Origin of the sequence: Vibrio sp. ABG19 (genome assembly GCF_029962385.1) — a bacterium.
GTDB classification, from domain to species: Bacteria; Pseudomonadota; Gammaproteobacteria; order Enterobacterales; family Vibrionaceae; genus Vibrio; species Vibrio ostreae.
Genome location: NZ_CP071708.1, coordinates 2,868,261 through 2,881,282, shown reverse-complemented (window position 1 = coordinate 2,881,282; position 13,022 = coordinate 2,868,261). Strand labels below are relative to the sequence as shown.

The following is a 13,022-nucleotide window of genomic DNA, read 5'->3' as shown; positions in this document are numbered from 1 at the left end:
AAAAATAAAGACTTCATTTAAGGTTCTACGTAGAATCACATCACAGATTAAATAGGATGCATTCTCACTACAATGACGTATACCAGTGACACTATTAGCCGTTCTTGGCTCATAACTCAAGTGAAAAGACATAAGTCTAAGTTGTTGTACGCAAATGCGATTGCGATTGTCGCAACTTTAATCAGCGTACCCATTCCTTTGCTTATGCCCTTAATGGTGGATGAAGTTCTGCTGAACCAACCATCGACCGGTATTGAGCTGATGAACCAACTCTTGCCAGACGGCTGGCAGACGGCCACCGGTTACATCATGTTTACCCTGCTGCTGGTGGTGCTGATGCGCGCGGCCAGTCAACTGCTCAATATACTGCAAAACCGCCAGTTCACCCTGGTTTCCAAGACCATCACGTTCCACATGCGCAGCAAGATGATCGATAAGTTGGGGCGGATCAGCATAAAACAATATGAAACCAAGGGCAGCGGCGGTATAAACGCACATTTAATCACCGATATTGAAACGATCGACCAATTTATCGGCACTACGCTGAGTAAATTCCTGATCAGCCTGCTCACAGTATTGGGTACTGCGATTGTCCTTTTATGGCTCGAATGGCGTCTGGGCCTGTTTATACTGCTGGTTAACCCAATAGTCATTTACTTCTCCCGTATGCTGGGCAACAAGGTAAAACACCTTAAACGACGTGAGAACCAGGCGTTTGAGCGCTTTCAAAACCGTTTAGTTGAAACGCTGGATGGTATTTACCAGCTACGTGCGGCCAATAAAGAGCGGGAATTTCTGGCCCAGCTCACCAAACAGGCCGATGATGTTAGGCGTCATGCCGACAAATATGCCTGGCAGTCAGAAGCGGCCGGTCGCCTCTCCTTCTTACTGTTTCTGCTCGGCTTTGAACTGTTCCGTGCCGTCGCGATGCTGATGGTGGTGTTCAGCGACCTGACAATAGGCCAGATATTTGCGGTGTTTGGCTACCTGTGGTTTATGCTCGGCCCGGTTCAAGAGCTGCTCGGCGTCCAGTTTTCCTGGTACAGCGCTAAAGCGGCCTTAAAACGCATTAACGATTTACTTGAACTCGAAGAAGAACATCGCCCGCCAAGCAAGGTCAACCCTTTCAGCGAAGAGCGGGAAGTTGAGGTGACCATCTCGCACGTCGATTTTACCTACGATGGTGAACACAAAGTGCTCGACGATTTAACCCTGACAATCCCTGCCGGTAAAAAAGTTGCTCTGGTGGGAGCCAGCGGCGGTGGAAAATCGACCCTGATTCAGTTGCTGATCGGTGTCTACCGACAAAATTCAGGCGAAATTCGTTATAATGGCGAAACCTGTGATGACATCAGCTTTGATGTTATCCGGGAACAAATTGCGGTCGTGATTCAACAACCTGTACTTTTTAATGATACTTTGAGGCATAATCTCACGCTGGGCAGCGATTATGATGAGTTGTCGCTGTGGCGCGCACTGGATATCGCTCAGATGCAGGACGTGATCAGCAAACTGAATCACGGTCTCGATACTCAGATTGGCCGTAATGGTATTCGTCTCTCTGGCGGTCAGCGTCAGCGTCTCGCGATCGCTCGTATGGTTCTGAGTAACCCAAAATTCGTCATTCTTGATGAAGCCACCTCTGCCCTGGACACCGCAACCGAAGCGGCTCTGCATAAAGCTTTAACCGAGTTTTTGAAAGGCCGGACAACCCTGATTGTCGCTCATCGTCTGTCAGCGGTTAAGCAAGCGGATCTTATCTACGTTCTGGAGGACGGACATGTCACTCAGTCCGGCACCCATGGAGAACTGGTTGAACAAGAAGGTTTGTATCAAACGCTATATGGTTCTATTCAATCACACGCTTAGTCAAAGCGCCGTTCTTGCAGGTCAGCAACAGCCTGATGTTCAAGACATTACATCACGTGACGCCGTCACTATCGTTTGCAGTGAGCGATGCTCATCGTCGGGAAGCAGCCGATGAAAATCAAGTCACTGACCCAGCATAATACCGACAGCCGGACTATCCGGCTGTGTCAGGGCTGCGAGTTGCCGGTTGACGTGGTGGATATCCAACATGGCCGCAGTGCCTATTGTCCGCGCTGTGGTACTCAACTTTATCGTGGCGGCAGTCCGTCTTTATCAGGCAATCTGGCGATTGCCATCACCTGTTTACTGCTGTTTATCCCGTCCCAGTTGTTTGACTTTATCAGCATCCGCCTGGTTGGCGTAATGATTCCGGCTTCATTGCCGGCAGGCATTGTCGCCATGTTTGAAGAAGGTTATGGCGTGTTGGCTGTACTGGTGCTGTTTTGCAGCACTCTGGCGCCACTACTGGTCTGCAGTTCGGTGGTCACCGCTCATCTCGCCCTGCACAAGCGCTGGTTTCAACTGCTGCGCTATTCGCTGGCCATGATCCACCATCTGAAATCATGGTCTATGATTGATGTTTTCCTGATTAGCATCGCGGTCTCCTGCTTCAAGCTGAAAGACTTTTCTGACATCTTCGTCGGCCCAGCTTTATATAGCCTGGTATTACTGCAGCTGTTTACGGTATTGCTGATCAGTCGCATTAGTGTGCGTCGTTATTGGGAAGCCTGGCAGCCGGAAATTGAATACCCGCTGCATAATAAACAGATACACTGCCATAACTGCCATCTGTCCCAGTGTGAATCGAGTCACTGTGTGCGCTGTCACCATGCACTGCACCACCGTCGCCCACGTTCCATTGAGCGTACCTGGGCTTATGTGATTGCGGCCGCGGTGGCGATTGTTCCGGCCAATATCATTCCGATTTCGATATTACTGACCAATGGTCAGCGCCTGGAAGACACCATATTTTCCGGCGTCGCCTCGCTGATTAACAGCGGCATGATAGGCATTGCGGTGATCATTTTCGTTGCCAGTATTGTGGTACCAGTGGCAAAAATTGTCGGATTGATTTATCTGCTGCTGGCCATCCGCTTTAAGCGCCAGGTGTTTCACCGCCAGCGTATGACCATCTATTACGCTATCAAATGGATAGGTAAATGGTCCGTGATGGACCTGTTTGTGATTTCAATCATGCTGACCCTGGTGGACCGCGGACAGCTGTTGAATTTTACCCCCGGTTACGGCGCTGTAGCATTTGGTATGGTTGTGGTACTGACCATGCTGGCTGCAGAGAGCCTGGATCCGCGCTTAATTTGGGATAATTACCCAAGCGCCGTTTCTAACAATGAGTCTAAAGATGAGTAAAGAACAGTCGACCCAACCCTCATACTCACCAGATATTCGTCGTAATAAAGGAATATCACCGTTATGGATTCTGCCCATACTGACCATGATTCTGGCCGGCTGGCTGGTGCTGAAAGCCATTCATGATGCCGGTGACCAAATACAAATTTACTTCGCCGATGCCCAGGGGCTGGTATCCGGGCGAACCACGATTCGTTATCAGGGTCTGGAAGTCGGTATGGTGCGTGACATCAAGCTTTCGGCCGATTTATCCAACATCTATGTCGAAGCTGATATCTATCCGGAAGCAACCCGCCTGCTCTCTTCTGAAACCCGTTTCTGGCTGGTAAAACCAACCGCGAGTTTATCCGGTGTATCCGGACTCGATGCGCTGGTTTCCGGTAACTATATCGCCATTCAACCCGGCAGTGACGTCGAGGGTGATAATGATCATCCGAGTGAGTACCGTGCGCTGGACTCAGCCCCGTCCGATTTACTGGCCGACAGCGGCCTGACCATATCTCTGAAAGCGGCGGATTTGGGCGGTATATCGGTTGGCTCACAGATCGTCTACAAAAAAATTCCGATTGGCGAGGTCTACAGTTACCAGTTAGACGAACAATCCAAATCGGTCATCATTCAGGCTTCAATTCAAGAGCAGTACCGCCACATCATCACCTCCGAGAGCCGATTCTGGAACGTCAGTGGTGTCGGGGCCAAAATTGGTTTCAACGGCGTGGATGTGCATTTGGAAAGTCTCAGTGCACTGATCGGTGGCTCGATCGCGGTGGATTCACCAGACGACGGTGAGCCCGTTGAGCAGAATACCCAATTCAGGCTCTACAAAGATTTGCAGACTGCAGGGCGCGGGATCCCTGTGACCATCAATCTGCCTGACAACAACAACATCAACCCGTCCGGTTCACCAATCATGTACCGCGGAATTGAAATTGGCCAGATCACCAACCTGCAGCTTAAAGATGATCACATTGTCGCGTCCGCCGCGATTCAACCGGCCTTCAGCGATCTGCTGACCAGCGGCAGTCACTTCATCCTGGAAGAGGCGAAAGTATCCCTTTCCGGCGTCAAAAACCTCGCCAATCTGGTAAAAGGCAACTACCTGACTCTGGTGCCGGGTGAAGGCACCAGAGCCCGTAAGTTTACCGCCATCCACCAGGTCGAATTTGACCAGAAGCAGTCGAAATCGATTTCTGTTTCCCTGTATGCCGACAGCTCATTTGGCCTTGATACCAATACCCAGATTCTCTATCGCGGCGTACCTGTGGGAACAGTTACCGATGTTGAGCTAACCGAAGATGAAGTGAAATTCACCCTGCTGATCGACGAACAGTATGCGCACCTGATTCGATCGCGCAGCCGCTTCTACGTCACCGGTTCAGCCAATGCCGAGCTGACCGAATCCGGTCTGAGTGTCTCAATTCCTCCGGCCAAACAGCTGCTGACCGGCTCAATCAGCTTCGTCAGCGAAGGCAGTGAAAAAATTGAGCACAGCTATCGTCTGTATCAAAGCCGTTCTCTGGCTGAAATCGCCAAATATAATCAGTCTGGCTCACAAAAACTGACGCTGTTTGCGCGGGAACTGCCACCCATCAGCGCGGGGAGTCCGCTACTGTACCGCAATATGAAGGTCGGTGCGGTCTCTGACTTTAAACTGACCCAGGACGGGGTGCAAATTGAAGCAACGATCGAAAACCAGTACAAACATCTGCTGACAGCCCAAACCGTATTCTGGAACCGTTCTGGGGTTGAGATGGATGCCTCTCTGTCCGGTATTAAACTTAAAGCAGCACCACTGCAGACCCTCATCAAAGGTGGCATTGCCTTCGACAATATTAAGGGCGTAGAGAATAAAGTGGGCAAATTGTGGAAGCTCTATCCCGATTACCAACAGGCACAGAAATATGGCGAAGAGATTGAACTGACCGCCAGAGGCGACACAGGTATTTCCGTTGGCACAGCACTTAAGTACAACGGCGTCCAGGTGGGTGAAATCACCCAAGTGACTCCGGACTTTGCCTCAGATGATATTGTGCTTAAAGCGCGTATTCAGCCAGACTACGCGCCGTACATCGCGCGCAGCGGCTCAGTGTTCTGGGTTGCACAGGCCAAATTCGGCCTGAAAGGAGTGTCCAATCTGCAAAACCTGCTGACTAAATCGATTGAGGTTAAGCCTGGCCAGGGTGCGGCAAGCAAACGCTTTGCGCTGGCCGCGATCCCTTACCAGCCACCAGGTCTTATCCTTACTCTGCAAAGTGAAAGCCGCGGTTCAGTTGATGTCGGTACACCGGTGTTGTACCGGGAAATGGAAGTTGGCCGGGTAACCGAAGTTAAATTGGGCAACCTTGCCGATCGGGTTATCTCAACGATTGAAATTGATGCCCAGTACGCCTATCTGGTGCGGGAAAACAGCGTGTTCTGGAATACTTCCGGACTGGACGTCTCCATCGGCCTGACCGGGGCCGACATCAAAGCAGGTACTGTGGACAGCCTGTTACGTGGTGGTATTACCTTCTCCACGCCGGAGCAAAAACAATTAGCGCCTGCCGCAGGCAAAGGACACACATTCTACCTCTATCCGCAGGCACAAAAAGAATGGACCAGCTGGCGTCCAGCCATCCCAAGGCCTTAACCAGTTAAAGAGTTCGATGACAAAAGGCAGCGCTGAGCTGCCTTTTTGTTTCCCTGCCACCTGCCCTAAAGCAATCCACACCGAAGCTCGCATCAGACATCGCGTTAGGTATATAATTCGGCTCCAAATTCCAGACTGAGACCCTGTTTTGCACTCGAATATCGCATTACCTGAAGAATTTCTCGCCACCATCGCTGAGATCCTGCCCCCGACTCTGAACATGGAGGACTTTGTTGCAGCCTGCCAACGCCCGCTGCGCAAAAGTATCCGGGTTAACACGCTGAAAATCAGCGTGGACTCCTTTGTGCAACGAGCACAGGAGAAAGGCTGGTCACTGGAGCCGGTTCCCTGGTGTGATACCGGATTCTGGATCGAGGCCGACGAAAGCGTGGTTCCGCTGGGTAATACCGCAGAGCACATGGCCGGCTTGTTCTATATTCAGGAGGCCAGCTCAATGATGCCGGTTTCAGCGCTGTTCACGGACGCTCAGGACGAGTTTAATGCGGTGCTGGATATGGCCGCTGCGCCGGGTTCCAAAACTACACAGATTGCCGCACTGATGAATAATCAGGGCGTATTGGTTGCCAATGAATTTTCCGCCAGCCGGGTCAAGGTGCTACACGCCAATATCGAGCGATGCGGTATTCGCAACGCCGCGTTGAGTAATTTCGACGGCCGCGTGTTTGGTGGCTGGCTGCCAGAGCAGTTCGATGCTGTATTGATCGATGCCCCCTGCTCAGGTGAAGGCACCATACGCAAAGATGCCGATGCGATGAAAAACTGGAGCAAAGCCTCAGTGTTGTCGATCGCAGAGACCCAAAAAGACCTGATAGAGAGTGCGTTTCAGGCGCTGAAACCGGGCGGCGTGCTGGTTTATTCCACCTGTACCCTGAGCACAGAAGAGAACCAGCAAGTGTGCTGGCATCTCAAAAACACCTATGGTGATGCTGTTCAGTTTGAGCGTCTCGATAACCTCTTTAGCGAGGCCGACAAAGCCATCACTGCTGAAGGATTCTTACATATTTTCCCGCAGGTGTATGACTGTGAAGGCTTCTTTGTGGCTCGAATCAGAAAACTGGCCGCAGTTGAAGCACCGGCCGTTCAAAAACGCCTGGGTAAATTTCCATTTGAGAAAGCAAGTCACAAAGTCACTGCCGACATCACTCGTCAACTGCAAGAGGCACTGGGTATCACCTTACCGATTGCGAGCAGTGTCTGGCTGCGTGACAACGATGTGTGGTTATTCCCGGATGCCCTGGAGCCTATGCTGGGTGAACTGAGATTTTCCCGTATGGGGATCAAAATCGCCGAAGCGCATAAAAAAGGCTATCGCTGGCAGCATCAGGTTGCCACCACGCTGGCAACCGGCAATGAAACCCAGACAGTACAACTGACCACGGCAGAAGCCCGTGAATGGTATATGGGCCGTGATGTTCGCCCGGAGAGTCAAAGTGGTCAAGGCGAAGTGATTGTCTGTTACGGTAACGATGTGATTGGCTTAGGAAAATGGGTTGGTAACCGAGTCAAAAATGGTCTGCCACGAGAGCTGGTCAGAGATAAAAACTTATTCTGACCGGTAAACATCAGCACAATATTCTGCACTATTCGCGCGAAAAACTGAGTCTGTACTACACTTAACGTAAAGTAGTCCTGACGTTTGTTCAGCAGTTTCAGACTCGATAAATAGCGCAGGCTCTGCGGAGCCATTCCCCTGGGCCCAAACGCCTTACGTTTCGGGCCTATTTTTTTTGTGTTCTGCTGCGTGCACAGACTGACTGATTAAACTGACCTGCTGACTAAGCGAGCCGTATTATCACAATAAAGCACTGATGCCATAAAAAACGGCCGCCATACAGGCAGCCGTTAATGCATTTTGATATCCCAGAGCATTCACTGTGGCCGAAACCATCAGTCAGCCAGACGGATCCCGTCCTGCTCAATCACGATCTTGCCCTGCTTAAACAGGCCACCGATGGTTTTCTTGAAGGTGCCTTTACTGGTGCGGAAGGTAGCGAAAATCGCTTCCGGGGTAGATTTATCACTCAGTGGCAGGAAGCCACCTTTCTTTTCAAGGGTTTCAAGAATTTTACTGCTCAGGTCATCCATTTTCGCGACGCCGATTTTCTGCAGCGCCAGATCGATCTTGCCATCTTCACGGATATTCTTGATGTAACCTTTCAGGCGCTTACCGATAAACAGCTTGCCGAACACATCTGACGGGAAAACCATTCCCCAATGTGCGCCGTTGACAATCGCTTTGTAACCCAGCTCTGAACGCTCAGCGATGATCAGATCAACCTGCTCGTTACGCTGATAGGTGGCCGGCGTTTTATCCAGCCACTTATTAAACTTGGTCGTACCAACAATGCGACCAGAGGCTTTATCTGTGTAGACATACACCAGAACGTTTTGCCCGGCAGTAAAGCGCTTACGCTGTTCACTGAAAGGAATCAGCAGACCTTTGTCTTTAATTCCCCAGTCCGCAAACGCTCCGGTGCTGTTCACACCTTCAATTTTCATCAGGCCCCATTCACCCACCTGGGCGATTGGTGTTTCTGTCGTCGCTGCCAGCTGGTTCTCTGAATCGAAGTAAAGGAACACATCAACAAAGTGCCCCACCTCTAGGCCTTCCGGCACAAAGCGGTTTGGCAATAAAGTCGTACCAAATTCACCAGCATCAAGAAAGACACCAAAATCGGCAATTTTTACAACTTCTAGACTATTAGTCTGACCAACGTTAATCATTTAAAACTGTCTCACATCAAATTTGCAGAGATTATACGTGATCTCTGATATGCTTTCCCCCATTGAACAGAGAAAATTGAGCAATTTTTTCAGGAGTTTTCATTGATCACTGTCGATAAACAAGATGCCGTTACCCTTAAGATCTCTTCCGAGATGTCGGACAGCAAGAAGCTCGATCTGGATATGTATCTGTTTATTCCCGGCGAATTAGGTTTAACGCCGGAAGTGATGTCCGAGGGAGAGTTTTTCTACAGTTCCATTCATCAAAAACGGTCTTACTACAGTAATAAAATTCTGTTACCGCTGGTGCACAGCCGTCTGGCGCAACGCGGCCGTCTCTCTTCTACCCAGTACCGAGTCAGTCTGAGTTTGTTCGCCTATCAGTATGTTATTGCGCTGGACAAAGCGGTCAACCAGCTCAATGAATCAAGTGACAATGTCACTTCTGATGAAGTGGATACGGTGATTGAGTTGTCGCTCGATATTCTCAAACGTTTACGCCGTAATATTCCTTACGAAGAAACCATCAAACGCTATTACGCCAATATTGATAACTACTTGTCCTGGTATACCGAGCAGAAGTTTCTCTCTATGGTGGCCAAATTAAGCCGCAATTCTGAATACAAGACGATTAAAGATCGCCTGATCACTCTGGTCGAGAAAGAACAGGCTCACCGGGCACTTAATCACTACAACTCGGAAAAAGCCGACACCGACATTACCCGCTTAAGCAATAAAATGCGTCTGCTGCGACGCCTGATTGAACATCCGATTATTCTGCGGGAAAAAGTCACCTCACTGGGTAAAAATATGAAGCGTGCGGTAAAAGGCATCGCCACTGGTTTAGTCATGGTCGTGGTAACCATCACGGCAATTACGGCGCGGGATTACTGGGGCGAAATCACCGCTTCATTCATCATCGCCATGTCGTTCATTTATGCCTTGCGTGAAATTTTTAAAGACGATTTACGTGACATCCTATGGCGCGTTATTCGTAAAGGGAAACCGAAATGGCGCCGTCGCTATTTCGATCCGACCACAGGTAAAGAAGTGGGCCAGAAAGACGAATGGCTCGACTACAAAAGCTTGGCACAACTGCCGGACAGCATACAAAACATTCGCAAGAAACGTGTCGTGCAACGTGAAGAGCAGATCCTCCACTACCGCTCGCAGACCGAGATGTCGACCTCCCATTTTATGAGCGGTTATGAAGCGACACGAGAGAGCATACTCATTGATTTGCGTACCTTGACCCGCTTGATGGATAAAGGTTCCAACCGTATCTATCAGCTAAACAACGGTCAGGTAAGCCGTGAGTCGGTTGAGAAACGTCATCTCATCAATCTGATCGTCAAAGAGCGTAACTACAAAGACAAGCCGCGCTATTATCGCTGGAAAATCGTGTTAAACCGAAGCAAAATCGTCGATATTGAAACCATCGAGCTCAGTTAGCATCACAGCATACCTGCTCAGTGAACACGGTTTAGCGGGCAAGAGAGGCAATCATAGTGACTCGCCTGTGATCAACCATAGTGACTCGCCTGTGGTCAATCATAGTGACTCGCCTGTGATCAACAGAGTTATCCGCTCTTCACGGCTTTAAGGGATAACGTCAGCCAGAACTCCGCCATCGCTTCATCACCATGCAGCGATGGACAAGTGGCGGTAATTTTTACCGCCTGATTCACTCGCTGACCCGTGGCCAGCGTTTCGTCCAGCATGGCGTCAATCAAAGGGCCATCGTCGCAGCGAAAGCAGACATCGGCTTCAGGCCTTTTGAGAAATTTCGCCTCGACTTCTTTAAACGCAAGTGACACCGTCACTTTTCGTTGCTGCGCTTTATACATAGCAAGAAAGCCCCCCGCCACATCTGCGCCAACGGCCAACACGCCAAAATACATGCTGTTGAGATGATTGCGATTGCGCCGTTTAAGCGGGATACGGACTATGACTGAGTTATCGTCAAGCGTGAGCAGTTTCGGCCGGCAATACCAGATGAGCGGCACTTTCATAAAGCCGAAATAGTTAAGGTAAAGATTCGCTTTGGTGAGAGCAGAGAGCATAGGACTGACCTTACTAGTTGTGGTTATAATTATCGTGACAACTTCAGTTGTCAGACCAGTTCACTTTAGCGCTGCATTATTGTCAATCTGTATGGTTAAAAAACAAGAAGCCAGCCGTATTTGGCTGGCCTCGTTGCGCATCCTTATCAGATCTCAGGTCGCGTTTCAGAAGTTAAAAATCGCTTCGGCCTGGGTATTTTCAACCAGGTAATTTTGTAGCTTGAGGTGGGTTTCCAGTGCTGTCGTGACAATCAGTACCGGTTTTTTAGCCTGCAGGGCCGCTTTAAACACAATGTCAGCCAGCAGGGTTACAGATTCGCTGTCCGGATTGTACAGGTACGACAGTGCCGCATTGTCCTTATCAAGCCCCAAAGTAAACTGAGTCAAGGATTCCCAGTCAATCACTACGCCATCGAAATATTGCAGCAAACGCTCAGCGACCATAACACTGGATGGCACACTGCAGCTGTAAAGCACTTTAAGGCCGTTCAGGCCGCGCGGCAGCCCCTGCTCAGCCAGACGGTCAATGATAGTCGCTGCATCACTTAAAGTACGAACAAAAGGCACGACAATTTCAATATCCAGCCCCTGGTTACGCAGCTGCTTGATCACCTGACATTCCAGTGCAAACGCCGGTGCATACGCTTGAGATGCGTAGCGGGAAACACCGCGCACACCCATTGCCGGATTCACTTCATCGGTTTCCAGGCTGCCGCCAAGCAGCGCCTGATAGCCGTGGCTATCTGCCGAACTCAGACACACGCGCAGCGACTGATGATGAGGCTGAACCGCCGCGCCGATTTTTTCCACCAGAGTGTCGACAAAATGTTCGGCAATACTTTTACCGCCCAGCATGGCTTCCAGTGAACTTTTTTCCAGTTCAGACAAACTATCAGTGCCCGTGACCAGAGCCGGATGATAAAAGACGCTCTCGGCAATGAGCTCAGATAAAGAGACAAACAGATAAGAGCTTGGTGCCTGTTCGGTTGCTTTTGGCAAGGTATTTCCCAGAGCCAACTGCTCATGGATGGTTACGTTGTGTTCTAAACTCATTACTGCTCCGTTTATCATTATGTTGTACATGTCGAAAATACCTAGAGAGCCGCAGAAAAACAAGCCCACAACTCAATATTTATTGATTATTTTTGCATAAAATTTCACTTTACAGGAAATAGAACACCTCTTATCGCTTAACAGTTTATTATGCCCCCTAAATTCGTTATCTTTACTGCCTCGCAATAAGAGGACAGGCTATCCTATGCCATTACAAACTGATGAATTAAGAACCCAAGCGCTGGGTCCGATGCCTACTCCGGCAGAACTTAGCCAAGCCCACCCGATTACGGATGAGGTTGCAGAGCGAATTGCCAACTCCCGTGGCCAAATTGAACGCATTCTTTCCGGAGAAGATGATCGCCTGCTGGTGATTGTCGGACCTTGCTCTGTACACGACACTGAAGCGGCGCTGGACTATGCACAACGCCTGAGTGCCATTCAGGGTCAGTACGCGAACGAACTGTTTATCGTGATGCGTACCTATTTCGAGAAACCACGTACGGTTGTCGGCTGGAAAGGCCTGATTACCGATCCAAACCTGGACGGCTCTTACGCACTGGAAACCGGTCTGAATAAAGCACGCCAACTGCTGCTGAATATCAATAAACTGGGCCTGGCCACAGCCACTGAGTTTCTGGATATGATCACCGGCCAGTACATTGCTGATCTGATTAGCTGGGGCGCGATCGGTGCCCGTACCACTGAATCCCAGATCCACCGTGAGATGGCTTCTGCATTATCGTGCCCGGTCGGTTTTAAAAATGGTACCAATGGCAATGTGAAAATCGCCATTGATGCGATCCGTGCCTCTCAGGCCTCACATTACTTCTACTCGCCGGATAAAAACGGCCGTATGACCGTATATCGTACCAGCGGTAACCCATATGGGCACGTGATTCTGCGCGGTGGCGACAATGGTACCAACTATGATGCGGCCTCTGTAAATGAAGCATGTGCAGCTCTGGCTCAATTTGATCTGCCACAACGTCTAGTGGTTGATTTCAGCCACGCTAACTGTGAAAAGCAGCACCGCAAGCAGCTTGATGTCGCCAAAGACATCTGTCAGCAGATTGAATCCGGCAGCCACAAAGTGGCCGGCGTCATGACAGAAAGCTTCATTGTGGAAGGCAACCAGCCAATGGACGATCTGGACAACCTGACCTATGGTCAATCTATCACCGACCCATGCTTAAGCTGGCAAGACACCACCAGCATGCTTGATATGCTGGCTCAATCTATTAAAGTGCGCCGTGCTGGCTGATCAGCCGCATCGGTTAATTTATTAAGGAAAA

General features: G+C 49.9%; 9 protein-coding genes. 6 read left to right on the top strand and 3 right to left on the bottom strand.

Features of this window, described 5'->3' with window-relative positions:
- Window positions 1-72: 72 nt before the first annotated feature.
- From J0X00_RS19320 to rsmF, 4 genes are all read left to right on the top strand, one after another.
- On the top strand, window positions 73-1,869 hold the full coding sequence (locus J0X00_RS19320; protein ID WP_218563111.1) for an ABC transporter ATP-binding protein: 1,797 nt from the start codon (window positions 73-75) through the stop codon (window positions 1,867-1,869).
- Window positions 1,870-1,980: 111 nt separating this feature from the next.
- Complete coding sequence (locus J0X00_RS19315) at window positions 1,981-3,237, top strand: paraquat-inducible protein A (protein WP_282477519.1); 1,257 nt, start codon at window positions 1,981-1,983, stop codon at window positions 3,235-3,237.
- On the top strand, window positions 3,230-5,866 hold the full coding sequence (locus tag J0X00_RS19310) for an MlaD family protein (protein ID WP_282477518.1): 2,637 nt from the start codon (window positions 3,230-3,232) through the stop codon (window positions 5,864-5,866). Before J0X00_RS19315 ends, J0X00_RS19310 begins: the two co-directional genes overlap by 8 nt.
- Window positions 5,867-6,014: 148 nt before the next feature.
- Window positions 6,015-7,439 (top strand): 16S rRNA (cytosine(1407)-C(5))-methyltransferase RsmF, encoded by a 1,425-nt coding sequence (gene rsmF / locus J0X00_RS19305; RefSeq protein WP_282477517.1) that lies wholly within the window; start codon window positions 6,015-6,017, stop codon window positions 7,437-7,439.
- 335 nt (window positions 7,440-7,774) lie between these two features.
- On the opposite strand, the gene J0X00_RS19300 is transcribed toward rsmF, so the two are convergent.
- A complete protein-coding gene (locus J0X00_RS19300) occupies window positions 7,775-8,611 on the bottom strand; it encodes a S1-like domain-containing RNA-binding protein (RefSeq protein ID WP_282477516.1) in 837 nt (278 codons plus the stop codon).
- 102 nt (window positions 8,612-8,713) lie between these two features.
- On the opposite strand from J0X00_RS19300, the gene J0X00_RS19295 reads away from it, so the two are divergent.
- Complete coding sequence (locus J0X00_RS19295; RefSeq protein WP_136486526.1) at window positions 8,714-10,063, top strand: hypothetical protein; 1,350 nt, start codon at window positions 8,714-8,716, stop codon at window positions 10,061-10,063.
- 128 nt (window positions 10,064-10,191) lie between these two features.
- Here the strand turns inward: J0X00_RS19295 and J0X00_RS19290 are convergent, their stop codons facing one another.
- Together J0X00_RS19290 and J0X00_RS19285 are read right to left on the bottom strand one after the other, a co-directional pair.
- Complete coding sequence (locus J0X00_RS19290) at window positions 10,192-10,674, bottom strand: DUF4442 domain-containing protein (RefSeq protein ID WP_218563115.1); 483 nt, start codon at window positions 10,672-10,674, stop codon at window positions 10,192-10,194.
- A 165-nt stretch (window positions 10,675-10,839) separates the two neighbouring features.
- Window positions 10,840-11,727 carry a putative PEP-binding protein gene (locus tag J0X00_RS19285; RefSeq protein ID WP_218563116.1) on the bottom strand — a complete coding sequence of 296 codons (888 nt, stop codon included), beginning with the start codon at window positions 11,725-11,727 and terminating at the stop codon, window positions 10,840-10,842.
- Window positions 11,728-11,932: 205 nt separating this feature from the next.
- Between J0X00_RS19285 and J0X00_RS19280 the strand changes: the two genes are divergently transcribed.
- Window positions 11,933-12,991: a 3-deoxy-7-phosphoheptulonate synthase gene (locus J0X00_RS19280; RefSeq protein ID WP_282477515.1), complete on the top strand. Its 1,059-nt coding sequence runs from the start codon at window positions 11,933-11,935 to the stop codon at window positions 12,989-12,991.
- Window positions 12,992-13,022: the final 31 nt, after the last annotated feature.